Source organism: Actinomycetota bacterium (genome assembly GCA_019347575.1).
GTDB lineage: Bacteria > Actinomycetota > Nitriliruptoria > Nitriliruptorales > Nitriliruptoraceae > JAHWKY01.
This window is the reverse complement of the sequence record JAHWKY010000013.1, coordinates 41124-58182: the sequence shown is the minus strand read 5'-3', so window position 1 is coordinate 58182 and position 17059 is coordinate 41124. Positions and strand designations below refer to the sequence as shown.

The following is a 17059-nucleotide window of genomic DNA, read 5'->3' as shown; positions in this document are numbered from 1 at the left end:
CAACGAACGACCGCGACTTTCCGCGACGACGTGCGCTACGCGCTCTGTCCTGGTACGTAGCGCGCACACGCGCGACCGAGCGCGACACGCGACGTGCGAAGCGTCAAACCCGCCCTGACCTGCGAAAAAACAAGCGTGTAACTGCCCTCGACGTCGCGCTACGTCGCGCTAGCGTGGTGGATGTCGCGGCACCGATCGAGGACGGTTCAGCCCATGACGACACCCGACTGGCAGGCCGTCGCCGCCGCCGTCAAGAACCGCAGGGCGGAGCTCGGCATGAAGCAGAAGGAACTCGCCGAAGCCGCCGGCTTCGACCCCAGCACCATCCGCAACGTCGAGACCGCCGCCCGCAGCTCCTACGACTACGTCACGCTCGCGAAGATCTCCACCGCCTTGAAGTGGCTTCCCGACGCGCTCGACCGGATCAGCAAGGGCGCCGACCCCGCCGAGATGGAGCCCGAGGTGCCCGGCGGCACGGCCGCGCACGACGGCAGCATCGAGCAGCTCGCCACGCTGGTCCGTGAACTGCAAGACGAGGTCAGGGAGCTGCGGCGCCAGCTCGAGGAGCGCACCGACTGAAGGCATCACGATGGCAGGCTGGGAATACAAGATCTCTGAGCTGAACATCTCCGAGAAGTGGGGGTCGAAGCGCCAGGCCAAAGAGGTCGAGCGGTTCATGGAGCACCTGAACGAGATGGGGTCCGACAACTGGGAGATGGTGAGCTACGAGTCGATCCCACTCACGGGCTCGTTCTCTGGGAACGTCAAGGGCTACGCGTACCTGTGCTTCTTCAAGCGCCCCAAGGCGTGATGTCGCACCGGGCGGCTCGACTCCCCGTCATGACGTGGAACCCGTGGCGGAGCCTGCGCGAACGACCCCACCTGCTCCTGCTCATCCGCAACCTGCCCGCCAGCGTCGGCGGCGGCATGTACCTGCCCGACGAGCACGGCGCCGCGATCGTCCTCGACCGTGCCCTGACCCAGCAGCAACGTCGCGACGTCCTGGCGCACGAGCTGGTCCACGACGAGCGCGGCGGCGGCGCCCACCACCCAGCCATGCCCGACACGTGGGCCTCCCGAGTCGCGATCGACGAGGCCCAGGTCGACCGCGAAGCCGCTTCCCGTCTCGTCCCGGTCGAAGCTCTGGCAGGCTTCTGTGACCGCATGGCCGATCTGGGCGAAGGCGTCGGCCCCGACGAAGTGATGGACGAGTTCGACGTCACCCGCCGCATCGCCGAAGCCGCCCTGGACAACCTCACCCGGCACGAACGGGGGTTCTGATGACCATCCACCGCACATGCCTGCTGACGATCGTCCTGACGCTCACGCTGGCCGGATGCGGCGACACCTCCGACGACCTCACCGTCATCGAGTCACCGACCGTGCCGGAGAAGACCGACGTGCCGATCGCGCCGGCGTACACCGCCGAGTGCGGCGACGCGTTCGCCGACGCTGCCGCGGTCGACGCGATGCAGGACACCAACGAGGACCTGTACCCCGCCGTCATCGCATGCCAGGACCTGGCCGCGTTCGCCGATGCGGCCGAGGACCATCCCGGCGCGCTGGACGGTGTCGACCCGGAGACGTGGCTGGACAACATCTGCCAGTCCGCCGACGACCCGGATGTGACCGGATCCGCCCTGTGCAGCGAGGTCACAGGCTGACCCACGCCTGGGACAGTGCCAGGTCGCTGTGAGCCCGCGGTGGCAGAGGTACCGGTACCGAAGAGGCCCGAGCCGGCAGCGGCCATCCAGGCCGACTACGACGCCCCCGCGACGGACTGGCTGGCTAGACCCGCCACGCGATCGCGACCCGGCCCGGGTCGAAGAAGTTCCGGCCCCTCACCGCCGCGTTGACGGTCACCGTCTCGATGAGAGCCTCGACGATGGCGCGGCGCTGACCGAAGCTCATCCCGTCCCAGTCCCCCGCGAAGCTGACCGGCGACAACCCGTCGAGCACGTCGCAGGTACGCAGCCGCTCCAACTCGCGGCGCGACCCGGCCAGGCGCGCATCCAGCCCCGAACGTGCCGCCAGGTACTCGCCCCGGCCGATCAGCCCGTCGGTGTAGTGGTCACGGGCGAGCTGGGTCAGCATGGCCTCGTCCCGCTCCACTGCCGCCATCAACGTGGCGACCTCCGATTCGTCGCCGTTGCGCTCGGATCGGGCCTGCCGGTACGCGTCGCTGTCCAGCCGCATCCCGAGCTGGGCGGCGACCCACTCCTCAAACGGATCGGCGAGCATCGCCATCCGGCCGCACCCGCCACCGTGCATCGGCTCGGCCGCGCACACGTACTTGCGGGACCCGTCCTCCCGCGGCCGCGCCACCAGCCGGTTGCTGCACCGCCCACACGTCGCCACACCGCCGGTGAGCAGGTAGCGGCGCGACGCGCGCCTGTGCGCGTACGCGGCCGCACGGTCGTCGATCGCCGCGCGAACACGCTGCCACGTCACCCTGTCCACGATCGCCGGCCACACCGCCTCAGCTACCACCTCGCCGTGGTGCTGCCGCAGCCCCGCGATCCGTGGCGAGCACAGCATGTGCCGCAGCACCTGGTGGCTCCACCCGGCCCCGGTCACCGTCTCCACGCCACGCTCGGTCCAGTCAGCGATCACCGACCGCAGCGTCTCCCCCGCCGCCACCCTCGACGCCGCCTCACGGATCAGCACCGCCTCCGATTCGCGAATCGCGACACGGTCAGGCTCGAACCCGAAGGGGCGCGTCCCCCCACCCCCGACCTTGCCGGCCCGGGCTAGCTCCTCAGCCTTGCGGCGGATCCGGCGCCGCAGCTGCTCGACCTCGTACGCCGCCACCGTGCCCTTCATCCGGGCCACCAACCGGCCCTGCGGCGTGGCCAGATCGACCTCCCCGCCGACGTTCAGCAGCGCCGGCTGACCGGAACGGTCCCACGCCTCGAAGAAGCTCTCGAGCTCGGCCGGGCGCCGGTGAAGTCGGTCCAGGTCCCACACGATCAGCACGTCCCAGGCGGCTGCTTCCATGTCGGCGATGAGGCGCTGATAGCCGGGACGTGGCTTACGCGGGTCGGCCGCGGTCAGATCGTTGTCGGTGTAGACCTCGACGATCTCGTGGCCGCGCTGCTCGGCGAGGGCCCGGCAGTCGGCCTCTTGGCGGGCCACACCGAGACCGGTGGATTCGCGGTCGTCGCTGATGCGGACGTAGATGGCTGCACGCATGTTCGGAACTTACCGTCGCCTAGTGACATGGTCTCACCCTGGGGTGCGCCAAGCTGAGCTCGCCGGGGGTCGCGATGCCGGTGCCCCCACCGATGAGGCCGACGGCGGATGTGCCGTGGTGGGGATCGCGGTAGGGGGGCCGCCGAGGGAGAGGAGCGTCCGGCTCACGTGTGCCTGCGATCGAGTGGATGGACGCCACCTCGAGCGCTTCGGTGATGGCGAGCGGCGGGAGCACCGATGGCAGGCGCGCAGCGAGCATGGACTTGCCGCAGCCTGGGGGCCCGGCGAGGAGCAGGTGGTGGCCTCCGGCCGCCGCGATCTCGATCGCGCGGCGCCCCGTCGCCTGGCCTCGCACATCGCGCAGGTCCGGCCCAGCGATCTCGACCACGGTCGGGGCGGCGGCGATCGTGCGGGGCGCCTGCTCGCCCCGGAGGATGGCGTACGCCTCCCGGAGGTTGGCCACCGGCACAACCTCGATGCCCTCGATGAGTGCCGCCTCGGGTGCCGAAGTCTCGGTGACGAACAGGCGACGCCCGCCGAGATCGCGCACGGTCTTCGCGACCGGGAGGGCACCCGCGACAGGGTTGGTGTCGCCGTCGAGACCGAGCTCACCGAACGCCCACACGTCGCATAGCGCGGTGTCGTCGATCTGCTCGGTCGCGCCCAGTGCCGCGAGCGCGATCGCGAGGTCGAAGCCGGTACCGGACTTCGGCAGTCCAGCCGGAGCGAGGTTGACGACGATGCGCTGGTCCGGCCACCCGAGTTCGGAGCGCTGCACCGCTGACTTGACCCGCTCGGCGGCCTCCCGGATGACGGTGTCTGGCAGTCCGGTGATCCGGGTCGTGGGCAAGCCCACGCTCGCGTTGCACTCCACCCGAACGTCACGGCCCCTCACACCGAGCAGCGCGATGGCGTGGACCGTGGCGAAGCCCATCAGAACGCACTCTCGAGGTGGGTGATGCGCGGCGTGCCGTCGCCCACCTCGATGCCCACGACATCGAAGCGGAGGGTCCGGGCGGCGAGGCCGGACTGCCGGAGGAACGCCAGCGCGAGCGAGCGGATCTTGGCCTGCTTCGCGGGGGTCACCGCAGCCAGCGGTCCGCCGAAGCGTCCGCCCGCCCGGCGGGTCTTCACCTCGACGAACGTGAGTGCCCCGTCCGGGGCGCGACAGATCAGGTCCAGCTCACCCCGGAGCACGCCGGCGGCGAGGCGCCAGTTCCTTGCCAGCACGACGTAGCCGTTGGCGCGGAGGTGGTCGGCGGCCAGGTCCTCGCCGTGGGCGCCGGTCGCGGCGCGGGGCGAGGGGGCGGGTTCGGTGGGCATAGCCGCGACGCTACGTCGCCCCACGCCCTCTGCGGTCGGTGACGTGTCCCGCGCCTGTGGAAACTGGAGGTCAGCCGAGGCTGCCGGCGGCCCCAGTCCCTCGTCCACTCGTCACTTCGTCCCCCACATCGCTCGCATATCCGAACGGATCGGGTGACGAAGTGGTGGCAGCCGACCACGGTGAACGGTCGGAGGTCAGCCGAGGATGCCGGTGGCCCACAGGAGCAGGCCGACCACGATCGCGGCCGCGGTGACGAGCAGGACGATGTCGTTGCGCTTGTCGTCCCGGTACCGCCGGTTCGCGTTGAAACCCACGTCAGCTGTCGAGCAGCTTGTCGATGGCGTCGTCGTCGTGGGCCAGTTCCTCGACGTTGACGTCGCGGAAGGTCAGCACGCGGACCTTCTTGATGAACCGGGCGGGGCGGTACATGTCCCAGACCCAGGCGTCCTCGAGATCGAGCTCGAAGTACATGCTGTCGCCCTCGCCCCGTGGCGTCACCTCGACGCGGTTCGCGAGGTAGAAGCGGCGCTCGGTCTCGACCACGAAACGGAAGGTGCGGACGACGTCGCGGTACTCGCGGTACAGCCGCAGCTCGAGATCGTTCTCGTAGGCGTCGAGGTCGTCGGGGCTCATCGGACCGAGGGTACGCAGCGTCGTCGGCTCACGCTGCGTCCTGGTACGCCGCGCTGGAGTCCTCGGCCGGTGGCACGTCGGGGATGTCACCGATGTCGGGGACGCCGACGCCGTCGAACCGGCTCGGCGGCCAGATGATCACCATCGCGCGTCCCACGACGTGATCGCGGCTGACGAAGCCGAGGCCGCCGCGTGAATCGGACGAGTTGGAGCGGTTGTCACCGAGCACGAACAGCTTGCCGTCGGGGACCGTGATCGGCCCGAAGGAGCGCTGCTGCGGCAGCACGTAGTCGGTCTCGTCGAGCTGGATCCCGTTGACGAACACGTGTCCCTCGTCGTCGATCCGGATCTCGTCTCCGGGGAGGCCGATCACGCGCTTGACGAAATCGCGGGCGTTGGCGGGGACGATCCCGAGGAACTGACCTACCCGGTTCGCGACCCGCGACAGCGTGCCACGGTCGTCGGCGAAGGGGTCGCTGCTCTCGCCCTCGAAGACGATGATCTCGCCGTGGCGGGGCTCGCGGAGACGGTAGGTGATCTTCTCGACGATCATCCGGTCGTTGATCTGCAGCGTCGGCTCCATCGAGCTCGACGGGATGTAGAACACCTGCACGACGAACGTCCGGAGGAGGAACGCCAGGAGGAAGGCCACGAACAGCAGGACCGGCAGCTCGCGCAGGAACTGCAGGACCGAGCCGTCATCGTCGGGAGCATCGGGGCCGTCGCCGGCGGGCTCGAGGCCATCGTCGGGCGCCGGCTCCTGGGGTTCGGCGTCGGCGGCCGGTCGCCGTCTCGCGTGGAACATCTCGCCGTGGGTCACCACGGGACGCTCTTCGGGTTCGGTCATCGGGCGAGCCTACGCCAGCAGCGACAGCGTCGGTGCGTAGCCGATCACGTCTGCGCGTCGCGCTTCTCCTTGATGCGCGCCTTCTTCCCCCGCCGCTCACGGAGGTAGTACAGCTTCGCGCGACGCACCTTCCCGCGACGGGTCACCTCGATCTGGTCGATGATCGGGCTGTGCACGGGGAACGTGCGCTCGACACCGACCCCGAAGGACACCTTGCGCACGGTGAACGTCTCGCGCACACCTCCACCCTGACGGCGCATGACGACGCCCTCGAACACCTGGATGCGGGAGCGCGTGCCCTCGACGACGCGGACGTGCACCTTGACGTTGTCGCCCGGTCGGAAGTCGGGCACCTCACGCAGGTGCTGCTCCTCGACCATGTCGAGCTTGTTCATGACGTGTCCGTTCCTGTGGTCGTCCGGGGCGGCGCACGACCCGAGGTCGGCCGGTGTGGTGGCGGGGGCGGTGCACGTGCTGCGCGCGGGCGAGCGATCGGCGCAGAGCAGACAGGGAGGATACGTCGGTCCTCCGAGATGGGTCAAACGTCCCCGGAGGAAGGGGGGAGGTCCTCGGAGGAGCCACCGCGTCGGTCCCACAGGTCGGGGCGCCGACGACGGGTGATCGCCTCGGCCTGCTCGCGCCGCCACGCGGCGATCGCCCCGTGGTCACCGCTGAGGAGCACGTCGGGGACACGGTGGCCGACGATCTCGGCCGGCCGGGTGTACTGGGGGTACTCGAGCAGGTCGTCGCGGAACGACTCGTCCTCCGGCGACGCCTCGTTGCCCATCACGCCGGGGACCAGGCGTGTGACCGCCTCGACGATCACGGCCGCAGCGACCTCGCCGCCCGCGAGCACGTAGTCGCCGATCGACACCTCGTCGGTGGCGACGACGTCGTGGACACGCTCGTCGATGCCTTCGTACCGGCCACAGCAGAGCACCAGGCGAGCCTCCGCCGCCAGCTCCTGGGCGAGGTCGTGGTCGAAGAGGCGGCCGCGAGGAGTGAGCACGATCGTGCGCGGACGTGGCCCCTCCACCCCCTGCGGCGCGTCGTTCCCCCACACCGCCTCGGCAGCCCGGAACCACACGTCGGCGCGCATGACCATCCCGGCTCCACCCCCGTACGGCGCGTCGTCGACGGTGCGGTGGCGGTCGTCGGTCCAGCCACGCAGGTCGTGCACGTGCAGCTCGACCGTGCCGGCCGCCGACGCTCTGCCGAGCAGTGACGCCGAGAACGGTCCCTCGAAGAACTCGGGGAAGATCGTGATGACGTCGATGCGCATCACAACGGCTCGCCGTCGACCAGCCCCTCGGGGGGATCGACCACCCCCAGGTGCAGGCCCTCGTCGGTCTCGACCACCTCGACGTACTCGTCGACGGTGGGCAGCAACCACGTCGAGCCATCGCTCCGATGGACCTCGAGCAGGTCGTAGCCAGCCTGATCGGGGAGCTCGATCAGTGCCGCGACCGTCCCCAGATGGCGACCGTCGACCGCCAGGCGAACGGGGAGCCCGACGAGCTCGTGGGCGAAGTAGGTCTCGGTCGCGCTGAGATCCGCCGCCTCTGCGGTGAGCTCGAGGCCACGCAGCAGCTCCGCGTCGCTGCGGGTGGTGACGCCCTCGAACCGCACGAGGAGGCGACCCTGGTGCGGTCGCGATGTCACGACGGTCAACGTGCCGTCGAGGCTGCGCACGCTCGCGCCCACGTCGAACCGGCCTGCGACATCGGAAAGGACCTCGACCGTGACCTCGCCGCGGATGCCGTGAGGCTTGATGATGCGCCCCACGAGCACCTCGTCGGCCCCGGACACATCAGTCCACGATGTCGACGGTGACGTTGTCCCCATCGAGCGACGCGGCGGCCTTGACGAGCGTGCGCAGAGCCTTCGCGGTGCGGCCCCGCTTGCCGATGACCTTGCCGAGGTCGTCGTCGTTGACGTGCAGCTCGAGGACGGTGTTGCGTTCGCCGTCCACCTTGACGACCTCGACATCGTCGGGGTTGTCGACGAGCTGCTTGGCGACGTACTCCAGGACCTCCTTGGCCTTCACTCGCTGCTCTCCTCGATCGCGTCGGACTCAGACGGCTCTGCCGGGGCGGCCTCGTCAGTTGTGCTACCGCTTTGCTGCTTGAGCACGGCCGGCGCGGCCGCCGCCTCGGCAGCCTCGCGCTGCTTCTCGCGCTTCTTCCTGCTGACCTTCTCGCGTTCGCGTTGGGAGCGGTCGCGGGTGGGCTCGTCGCCGGGCTTGAACTCCGCCCACACGCCGCTGATGCGCAGGAGCTTCTCGACCGCGGAGGTGGGTTGGGCGCCGTTGCGCAGCCAGTGCAGCGCGCGCTCGGCGTCGACCTCGATGCCGGACGGCTCGCGCAGCGGGTGGTAGTGCCCGATGATCTCGATGAAGCGCCCGTCGCGTGGCGAGCGGTGATCCGCAGCGACGATGCGGTAGTGGGGGGTCTTCTTCGTGCCCTCGCGTCGGAGGCGCAGCTTGACGGCCATGGATGGTCTCCGGTCCGTGCCGGGCGACGGTCGCCGCGGCGTCGTGGTCGGGCGGTACCCACGCGGCCGCGGGGTCGCGGACTGGCGGGGCGGGCTCGACCCGTGCTCTAGAAGGCCGTGAGGCCGTTCGCACGCTCTCGTTGGTTGCGGCAACGTCCAGGGGGCGGGCCCGAGGACGACGCGATGGGGAGGGTACCCGCCACCGCTCAGCGCGTCACACCGCCGGTCAGCGGTCGTCCTTGGGTGCCGGCGAGAGCCCGGGGAAGCCGCCGAGTCCGCCGCCCCGCACGCCGCCGCTCTGCTGCAGCTGGCGCAGCGCCTGGACCTGCTGACGCGCGCTGGGCTGCCCGCCCCGCCGCTTCCCGCCCCCGCGCTGGGGGCCCCCCATGCCGCCGGCCATCTTCGACACCGACTTCATGAGCTTCTGAGCCTCGCGGAACTGCTTCACCAGCCGGTTGACCTCGGTGACCGTGGTCCCCGAACCCGTCGCGATGCGCTTGCGACGCTTGCCGTTGAGCACCTTGGGGTTGCGTCGCTCCTGCGGGGTCATCGAGCGGATGATGGCCTCGACCCTGCCGACCTGCTTGTCGTCGATATCGAGGTCCTTCAGCTGCTTGCCCATCCCCGGGAGCATCCCGAGCAGTCCCTGGAGTGGACCCATCTTCTTCAACATCTGCATCTGCTCGAGGAAGTCCTCGAGGCTGAAGTCGCCCGACAGCAGCGCCTCCTCGGCGCGCTGCTGCTCCTCCTCGGTGTACGCCTCCTCGGCCTTCTCGATGAGCGTCATCACATCGCCCATGCCGAGGATGCGGCCAGCGAGACGGTCGGGGTGGAAGACCTCGAAGTCCTCGAGCTTCTCACCGATCGAGGCGAACTTGATCGGCCGGTCGGTCACCTCGCGGACGGACAGGGCCGCGCCGCCGCGCGCGTCACCGTCGAGCTTGGAGAGGATCACGCCGTCGAAGCCGACGTCGTCGAGGAACGCCTTCGCGACGTTGACGGCCTCCTGACCGATCATCGCGTCGATGACGAAAAGGGTCTCGACCGGATCGACGGCGTCGCGGATGTCGCGTGCTTGCGCCATCATCTCGGCGTCGACGTGCAGCCGTCCCGCGGTGTCGACGATCACGACGTCGCACCCCGTCTGGCGTGCCTTGTCGATCGACTCGCGCGCGACCGGCACCGGATCGCCGGCCTCGACCGGCGCGTAGACGTGTACGCCGGCCTGTTCCGCGACCACGCGGAGCTGCTGGACGGCGGCGGGACGCTGAAGGTCGCAGGCCACCACCATCGGGTTGCGACCCTTGCTCTTGAGGTGGGCGGCGAGCTTGCCGGTCGCGGTCGTCTTCCCCGATCCCTGCAGACCCGCGAGCATGATGACGGCCGGCCTGTCCTTGCCGAGGTCGAGCGGGACGACGTCGCCGCCGAGAGCGCGTTCGAGCTCGGCGTTCACCGCCTTGACCACGTGCTGGCTGGGGTTGAGGGCCTTGGCGATCTCCTCCCCTACGAGCTGTTCGCGGAGGCGGGCGACGAAGTCCTTGACGACCTTGAAGTTGACGTCGGCCTCGAGCAGCGCGAGGCGGATCTCCTTGAGGGTCTCGTCGACCGTCTCCTCGTCGAGACGGCCCTTCCCACGGATGCGGTCGAGGACGCCGTCGAGTCGTTCGGACAGCGCTTCGAACACGGTCTACCTCTCCACGGGATGGACGCAAGCGTACCGGGACGCCTCCTGGCCCTGTCCCGTGAGGGAAGCAGCACGACCTGCCCGGGGACGTGGCGTACCATCGCGAGAGACGGGGAGCAGGTCCTGGGCGTCGGGGCGGCGCCGACAGGGGGTTGCTCGTGCAGACCGGTCAGCAACGTGGCGAGGCTCGTTCCGCCGTGCCCGCTGGTGACCCCGGTCCCCCGTCCGACCGGATCGGACCGCTCAACTGGCGACGGTCGCGCGAACGCGCGGCGGGCGCGCTGCGGCTGGGCGCTGCCGCCTACGGCGCGGCCCTCATGGTCCTCCGCGAACCGGACCTCGGCGAGGCCGCGACGGCCGCGATGTGGGTGGTGCTGACCCTCACCGCAGCGCTCGGCGTCATCGCGCTCGGCACCATCCAGCAGCTCGGTCGCAGCGATCTGGAGCGCTTCGCTCGGGTCACGTTCGGTCTGGACGCCGTCCTCCTCAGCCTCCCCTCGCTGCTCCTCGGGGCCGAGGAGATCCCGCTCACGGGCGCGTTGCTGCTGGTCCTGCTCGTCATCGGGGCGTTCAAGTTCGCTCTCACCGGTGCGCTCCTGGCGATCGGCGTCGTCGCGGTCGCCGAGGTGGCGCGCCAGATCCTGAGAGTGACCGTCTGGCAGGTCGATCCGACGTGGGAGATCGCCGCTCTGAGCTTCGGGCTCGCGGTGGTGCTCGGGGTCGCCCTCGGGTGGCTGGCACGTGACGCGGAGGCCCGGCGGGAGGTGTCGGAGCGCGAGACCCGGCGGGCGACCCTGCTCGCCGAACAGAGCGCCGCCACGAGTCGCGAGGTGACGGCGATGCAGCGCGTCGTCGTGGCCGGTATCGCCAGCGTCGAGATCGATGCCCTGGACCGGATGGTCCACGAGGTCGCGCTTCAGCTCGATCTGCCCGGCGTCAGCCTGATCGTCGTAGGCGATGCGGGACCGGTGCTGGCCGCATCCACCATCCCCGGCGCGGCCGTCGGAGAGGTCGTGGCGCCCCGACCCCACGGCCCGGTGGCGAGCGCGCTGGAGTCGGGGCGATCGCAGCTGGCCGACGCGGACACCGCCGACCGCCTGGGAGGGTCCGACCCGGTGGTGCAGGTGGCGGCCCCGTTCCACGCCAAGACCGGCACGTCCGGGGCGCTGGTCGTGCAGTCGGGCGACACGACCGCCCTGGGCACCGAACAGCTCGGCATGCTCAAGCGCCTCGCCGATCAGATGGGGCTCGTGATCGAAGCCGCGCGCGCCTTCGAGAAGGAGGCAGCCCTCGTGGAGGAGTACCGCCAGCTCGACGAGATGAAGACCGACTTCGTGGCGATCACCTCCCACGAGCTGCGTACGCCCCTCACCGCCGTCCTCGGGTTCGCCGAGACCCTGCTGCGACCCGAGCTGGACCTCAGCGAGCAGCAGACGGGACAGCTGCTGGGGTCGTTGCTGAGCCAGGCGCGCCGGCTCGCGCACCTCGTCGACGACCTGCAGACCGTGAGCCACCTGGACCGTGGGAAACTGAAGGTCCAGCCGCGCGATGTCGCGTTGGCCGAGGTCGTCACGACCGTGCGAGACGAGTCCCCGCACGCCTCCCGGATCCGCACCGCGGGACCGGACCTCGCGGTGCACGCCGATCCCAACCGGCTGCGGCAGGTGATCGCGAACCTGGTGTCCAACGCGTTCGACCACGGGGGTAGCGAGGTCGAGGTCTCGTGGCGGCTCGTCGACGGCACGGTACTGCTGACCGTCGCCGACAACGGGCCCGGGATCGCTCCGGAGCACCAGGAACGGATCTTCGACCGGTTCTTCCAGGTGGAGGACACGATGGCGCACCAGCGAGGCAGCGGCCTGGGCCTTCCGATCGCTACCGGGCTGATGGCAGCGATGGGTGGGGAGCTGTGGCTGGAGGACATCGATGCCCCGGGGGCACGCTTCACGATCTCGCTCGTGCCCGCCCGATCGGCAAGCCTCAGCCGACACTGACCTCCGCGAACAGGCCATCCACGAACGCATCGGCGTCGAAGTCGGCGAGATCGTCGATGTCCTCGCCCAGCCCCACGAGCTTCACCGGCAGACCGAGCTCGCGCTGGACCGCGATGACGATCCCGCCCTTGGCCGTGCCGTCGAGCTTGGTCAACACCAGACCGCTCACGTCGACCGCCTCGAGGAACGCCCGCGCCTGTGCGATCCCGTTCTGGCCCACGGTGGCATCGAGCACGAGCAAGGTCTCCTCCAGCTGACCAGCCTGCTTCTCGAGCACCCGCTTGACCTTGCCGAGCTCGTCCATGAGCTCGCGCTTGTTGTGCAGGCGCCCCGCGGTGTCGACGATCACGATGTCGGCGTCGGTCGCCTTCGCGGCGAGGTAGGCGTCGTAGGCCACCGACGCGGGGTCGGCGCCTGCCCCCTTGGAGACGAGACGCGATCCGCTGCGCTCGGCCCACAGTCCGAGTTGTTCGATCGCGGCGGCGCGGAAGGTGTCAGCAGCACCGAGCACGACCTGGCGGCCGTCGCGCTGCTCACGCGCGGCGAGCTTGCCGATGCTGGTCGTCTTCCCGGTCCCGTTCACGCCCGTGACCAGCCACACGGTCGGGTCGTCGTCGGTGGACCGGGCGAGCGAGCGGTCACCGACGGCGAGCGCCTGCTTCAGCTCCTCCTTGAGCAGGCGCAGGACGCCGTCGCCGGTGCTCACCCCCTCTTCACGGGCGCGGCGTCGGAGTTCCTCGACGATCGCGAGGGAGGCCTCGACCCCCACGTCGGCGCCGATCAGAGCCTCCTCCAGGCCCTCCCATGCCTCGTCGGAGATGCCGCGCCCGAACAGCTCGGCGACGCTGGTGCCCAGCACGTTGCGGGTCCGGACGAGGCGGCGGCGGAAGCGCTCGCCGAGGGTGAGCGGTTCCGGCTCGACGACCTCCGGCTCGACGACCTCCGGCTCGACGACCTCCGGCTCAGCCACCTCCGGCTCAGCCACTTCCGGCTCAGCCACTTCCGGCTCGGCGACCGGCGGCGTCGGTGGGACGTCGAGCACCGCGGTGTCGGTGTCAGTGAGCTCATCCCGATCGAGCTCGAGGGTCGTGGTGCCCTCGGACCCGGCCGGCGGCTGGTCGGGCGGTCGTCGGGCCACGACGAAGCCGGCGACCAAGGCGCTGATGACCACCACGACGCTGATGGCGATCACGATCTCCACGCTGCAACCCCACGTCGACGGGCCCGAGACGGTACCCGCCCTAGGCCGACAGCGGCTCGCCCTCTTCGAGACGCTGGGCGACGACCTTGCTGATCCCGTCGCGGTTCATCGTCACGCCGTACAGCACGTCGGCGATCTCCATCGTCCGCCGCTGGTGGGTGACGACGATGAGCTGGCTGCGCTCCTTGAAGGCTTCGATCGCGTCGACAAGCCGGATGATGTTGGCATCGTCGAGCGCGGCATCCACCTCGTCGAGCACGTAGAACGGCGAGGGCCGAGCCCGGAAGATGGCGAACACGAACGCGAGCACCGTGAGCGAACGCTCGCCGCCGGAGAGCAGCGACAGCCGCTTCACGCGCTTGCCCGGTGGACGTGCCTCGACCTCGACCCCGGTCGTGAGGGGTTCGTCTGGGTCGGTGAGCACGAGCCGCCCGTGCCCACCGGGGAACATCTGCCCGAACACGGTCTCGAACTCGTGGGCCACGTCTTCGAACGCGCTCATGAAGACCTGCCGGATGCGGTCGTCGACGGCTTCGATGACCTGTTCGAGATCGCGCTTGGACCGGCGCAGATCGTCGAGCTGACCCGATAGGAACGCGTGGCGCTCCTCCAGCGCCTGGAACTCCTCGAGCGCCAGGGGGTTCACGCGTCCGAGCAGTCCGATGCGCCGGACCAGCAGATCCTCGCGCTCGGTCAGCGCGTCACGGTCGGCGTCGAACGCGGCGGGCTGCTCGTCGTCCAGTTCGTCGAGCGACAGACCGAGCTCGGCAGCCCGGGTCGCCAGCTGTTCACGCCGGTGCTCCAGGTCGGCTCGGCGCAGATCGGCCGCGTGGCGTTCCTCACGGACCTCCTCGAGCTGCGCAGCTACCTGCTGCTCTCGCTCTCGGACACGCTCGAGTTCCTGGCGCTGCGCGCGGAGCTCGCTGTCGAGACGGTCACGGTGCTGCTCGGCATCGGCGATGGCACGTCCCAGCGCCGCGATGGCCTCGTCGCAGACGGTCGACAGTTCCCGGCACCGCACGATCGCACGCTGCCGTGCCTCACGCCGCCGTGCGGCCTCAGCCAGGGCGCGCTCGACGTCATCCGCTTCGCGGCGCAGATCGGCGGCAGTGGTCTCGAGGTTGCGGATGCGCTCGCTGAGCCGCTCGAGCTGGACCCGAACCTCGAGCTCCAACTCGCGCGCGGTCTCGACGTCGGCATCCAGCCGTTCGAGCTCGCGCGGGTCAGCGTCCCGCGCGTCGGTGTCGTCGCGGGCGTCGGGTCCGCGACCGACCAGCGCGTCGAGCGTCCCGCGGTCCCGCACGAGCAGCTCGGCCAACTCGGCGTGCTGAGCAGCGATGACATCGCGCTGGTTCTGCAGCGCCGCCAGCTCCTTGTTCACGCGTGCCAAGCGTTCCGCGGCACCGGTGATGCGCGCATCCGACTCGTTGATGCGGTCGGTCGCCTCCCTGAGTGCCCGATGGCGTCTCGCCAGCGCCTCGCGCGCCGCAGTGAGGTCCCGATGCAGGCCCGCGAGCGCCGCGCTGAGCGTCGCCACACGCTGTTCGGCCTCGTCCGCGGCGGCGGCGGTCAGGACGGCGGAGCGCTCCGGGGCGGATCCGCCGCTGATGCCCCACGGCCCGGCGATGTCCCCGTCGCGCGTCACGAAGGTGAGCCGGGGGTGGCGGCCGTGCAGCAGGATCGCCGCGTCGAGATGATCGACCACGAACGTGGCGCCGAGCGCGGCCCGCAGTGCCTGGACGACGTCCACGCTCCGGCCGCGCCCCTGCAGGGTCGAGGCGATCGGGATGGCGCCCACCGCCGCGAGCTGCTCCACCAAGCCAGGATCGAGGTCGTCGGCCGCGGGGCGCGCTCCGCGCACCGCGACGAGCACCGCACGCCCCGCGCCCACCTCGCGGAGCCAGCCGACCGCACGTCGAGCCCCTTCCGGGCTGGTGACGAGCACCGCCTCGCCCAGCGGTCCGAGCGCCGCCGCGAACGCCGCTTGCAGGTCGCTGGGGACCCGCAGCGCGTCGGCGACACGGCCCACGACCCCGTCGAGTCCCGACTCGAGCAGGGCCGCGGCGCCGCCGCTGGTCTCAGCCTCGGCGGCGCGCAGCGCCTCGGCCCGCGCGGACTGTGATGAGCGCTCACGCTCGAGCTCACGCTCTCGCGTCAGCAGCTCGTCGAGCTGTCGCTGTGCCGCTGCGACCTCGACCTCGGCCGTCTCGAGTCCGGCCGTGAGCTCGACCTCGCTGGTGTCGAGGCGCTGGATCTCGTCCTGGACCTTCTGCACGTCGGCCTCGGCCTCGGCGATGCGGCCGTCGAGGCTCTGCAACTGTGCGCCGACCCGTCCCGCCTCCGCCTCGGCCGACGCGATCGAACCGCGCAGGGCGCTGACCTCCCCCTCCCAGCGCAACACCCGCTCACGCTGCTCCGCACGCCGTCGGGCCTCCGCCTGCTGTTGCTGCTCGTACTCACGCCGTGCCGACTCGGCGTGACGGCGCTGCGCGACCGCTTCCTCGAAGCTGCGCCGCACCTCGTCGCGTTCGGCGTCACGTGCACGACCGTCGGCCTCGACGCGGTCCGCGGCTGCGCGCAGCTCTGCTGGAGGGCGACCAGCCAGGGGCTCCTCGGTGAACTCGATGAGGTGGCGCCGCTTGGCCTCGATGAGGTCCCCCGTGCCGCGGACCCGTTCCAGGAGCGAACGCAGGTCGTGGTAGGTGGCGTGGGCGCGCTCGAGTCGCGGCTCGTGACCGCGGATCTGCGAGGTGAGCCGCTGCTCACGCTCGCGCACCTCGGCTATGGCCTGTTCGGTGGAGACCAGGCGCTCGACGACCTCCTCGCCGCTCGTGGCGTCCGCGTGCAGTTGGCTCGCCAGGACCGCCGCGTCGTGAGCGACGAGCGTCACACGGACGTCCCGGAGCTCGGCCTGGAGTTGGCTCAGCTTGTTGGCGGCTTCAGCTTGTCGTTCCAACGGTCGGAGCTGGCGACGGAGCTCGCGCAGGATCGAGCGCAGCTTGTCGATGTGCACATCGACCTGCTCGAGCTTGCGGACCGCGCGCTCGCGCCGGCGTCGGTGCTTGAGGATCCCGGCAGCCTCCTCGATGAAGGCGCGTCGGTCCTCGGGCTTGGCGTTGAGGATCGCGTCGAGCTGGCCCTGGCCGATGATCGTGTGCAGCTCGCGCCCGAGGCCGGTGTCGGACAGCAGCTCCTGCACGTCGAGAGCGCGGCACTCCTCGCCGTTGATGCGGTAGACGTTCTCGCCGGTGGGGAAGATCTCGCGTGACACGCGGACCTCGGCGAACTCCTTCGCGCTGGCGCTCGTCCCCAAGCCTCCCTCGCCGAGCTGGCCGTCGCTGTTGTCGATGACGATCTCGACGGTGGCGTGGCCGAGCGGGTTGCGCGTCGGGGACCCGGCGAAGATGACGTCGGCCATCTGCCCGCCCCGCAGCTTCTTCGGCGAGGCGGTGCCGAGGACCCACGACAACGCGTCGACGACGTTGCTCTTGCCCGATCCGTTCGGCCCGACGATCACCGTGATACCGGGTTCGACCGGCAGCTCCGTGCGGTCCGCGAACGACTTGAAGCCGCGGATGGTGAGGGACTTGAGGAACACCCCTGAAGCCTCGCTCTCGCGGCCTGGCCGCGGATGGTCAGCGGGGGAAGGTGGCGAAGGGTAGCGCGGGGTCTCGTACGCGCCGCGGAGGTG

The 17059-nt window shown here is 70.5% G+C and carries 18 protein-coding genes; 5 read left to right on the top strand and 13 right to left on the bottom strand.

The features are described from left to right. The first annotated feature begins 213 nt into the window (after positions 1 to 213). The 4 genes from KY469_10535 to KY469_10520 are packed head-to-tail and all read left to right on the top strand — an operon-like array spanning position 214 to position 1664. A complete protein-coding gene (locus KY469_10535; GenBank protein ID MBW3663525.1) occupies positions 214 to 579 on the top strand; it encodes a helix-turn-helix domain-containing protein in 366 nt (121 codons plus the stop codon). A gap of 10 nt (positions 580 to 589) precedes the next feature. After that, entirely contained in the window at positions 590 to 811 is a 222-nt protein-coding gene (locus KY469_10530; GenBank protein MBW3663524.1) for a DUF4177 domain-containing protein, read from the top strand. Between the two features lie 29 nt (positions 812 to 840). Beyond that, positions 841 to 1281 (top strand): hypothetical protein, encoded by a 441-nt coding sequence (locus KY469_10525; protein MBW3663523.1) that lies wholly within the window; start codon positions 841 to 843, stop codon positions 1279 to 1281. Next, on the top strand, positions 1281 to 1664 hold the full coding sequence (locus KY469_10520; protein MBW3663522.1) for a hypothetical protein: 384 nt from the start codon (positions 1281 to 1283) through the stop codon (positions 1662 to 1664). Before KY469_10525 ends, KY469_10520 begins: the two co-directional genes overlap by 1 nt. Before the next feature lie 124 nt (positions 1665 to 1788). On the opposite strand, the gene KY469_10515 is transcribed toward KY469_10520, so the two are convergent. From KY469_10515 to ffh, 11 genes are all read right to left on the bottom strand, one after another. Beyond that, the gene (locus KY469_10515) at positions 1789 to 3192 is read right to left on the bottom strand and encodes a recombinase family protein (protein ID MBW3663521.1); all 1404 of its coding nucleotides are present in this window, start codon (positions 3190 to 3192) and stop codon (positions 1789 to 1791) included. A gap of 19 nt (positions 3193 to 3211) precedes the next feature. After that, entirely contained in the window at positions 3212 to 4126 is a 915-nt protein-coding gene (locus KY469_10510) for an ATP-binding protein (protein MBW3663520.1), read from the bottom strand. Further along, entirely contained in the window at positions 4126 to 4515 is a 390-nt protein-coding gene (locus KY469_10505; GenBank protein MBW3663519.1) for a YraN family protein, read from the bottom strand. The genes KY469_10510 and KY469_10505 overlap by 1 nt, the downstream gene beginning before the upstream one ends. A gap of 316 nt (positions 4516 to 4831) precedes the next feature. Then, positions 4832 to 5149: a DUF2469 domain-containing protein gene (locus KY469_10500; GenBank protein MBW3663518.1), complete on the bottom strand. Its 318-nt coding sequence runs from the start codon at positions 5147 to 5149 to the stop codon at positions 4832 to 4834. 28 nt (positions 5150 to 5177) lie between these two features. Then, positions 5178 to 5954 (bottom strand): signal peptidase I, encoded by a 777-nt coding sequence (lepB, locus tag KY469_10495; protein MBW3663517.1) that lies wholly within the window; start codon positions 5952 to 5954, stop codon positions 5178 to 5180. Positions 5955 to 6040: 86 nt separating this feature from the next. Continuing rightward, the gene (gene rplS / locus KY469_10490; GenBank protein MBW3663516.1) at positions 6041 to 6391 is read right to left on the bottom strand and encodes a 50S ribosomal protein L19; all 351 of its coding nucleotides are present in this window, start codon (positions 6389 to 6391) and stop codon (positions 6041 to 6043) included. 143 nt (positions 6392 to 6534) lie between these two features. Beyond that, on the bottom strand, positions 6535 to 7278 hold the full coding sequence (trmD, locus tag KY469_10485; GenBank protein MBW3663515.1) for a tRNA (guanosine(37)-N1)-methyltransferase TrmD: 744 nt from the start codon (positions 7276 to 7278) through the stop codon (positions 6535 to 6537). Continuing rightward, positions 7278 to 7841, bottom strand: a complete 564-nt coding sequence (gene rimM / locus KY469_10480) for a ribosome maturation factor RimM (GenBank protein MBW3663514.1) — start codon at positions 7839 to 7841, stop codon at positions 7278 to 7280. The genes trmD and rimM overlap by 1 nt, the downstream gene beginning before the upstream one ends. Further along, complete coding sequence (locus tag KY469_10475; GenBank protein MBW3663513.1) at positions 7807 to 8043, bottom strand: KH domain-containing protein; 237 nt, start codon at positions 8041 to 8043, stop codon at positions 7807 to 7809. The genes rimM and KY469_10475 overlap by 35 nt, the downstream gene beginning before the upstream one ends. Further along, a complete protein-coding gene (gene rpsP, locus KY469_10470) occupies positions 8040 to 8489 on the bottom strand; it encodes a 30S ribosomal protein S16 (GenBank protein MBW3663512.1) in 450 nt (149 codons plus the stop codon). The genes KY469_10475 and rpsP overlap by 4 nt, the downstream gene beginning before the upstream one ends. A gap of 226 nt (positions 8490 to 8715) precedes the next feature. Beyond that, positions 8716 to 10173, bottom strand: a complete 1458-nt coding sequence (gene ffh, locus KY469_10465; protein ID MBW3663511.1) for a signal recognition particle protein — start codon at positions 10171 to 10173, stop codon at positions 8716 to 8718. 158 nt (positions 10174 to 10331) lie between these two features. On the opposite strand from ffh, the gene KY469_10460 reads away from it, so the two are divergent. Beyond that, positions 10332 to 12167, top strand: a complete 1836-nt coding sequence (locus KY469_10460) for a GAF domain-containing sensor histidine kinase (protein ID MBW3663510.1) — start codon at positions 10332 to 10334, stop codon at positions 12165 to 12167. On the opposite strand, the gene ftsY is transcribed toward KY469_10460, so the two are convergent. Both ftsY and smc read right to left on the bottom strand, forming a co-directional pair. Next, positions 12154 to 13368 (bottom strand): signal recognition particle-docking protein FtsY, encoded by a 1215-nt coding sequence (ftsY, locus tag KY469_10455; GenBank protein MBW3663509.1) that lies wholly within the window; start codon positions 13366 to 13368, stop codon positions 12154 to 12156. The genes KY469_10460 and ftsY overlap by 14 nt on opposite strands. 40 nt (positions 13369 to 13408) lie before the next feature. Further along, complete coding sequence (smc, locus tag KY469_10450; protein MBW3663508.1) at positions 13409 to 16966, bottom strand: chromosome segregation protein SMC; 3558 nt, start codon at positions 16964 to 16966, stop codon at positions 13409 to 13411. Between the last annotated feature and the right edge of the window lie 93 nt (positions 16967 to 17059).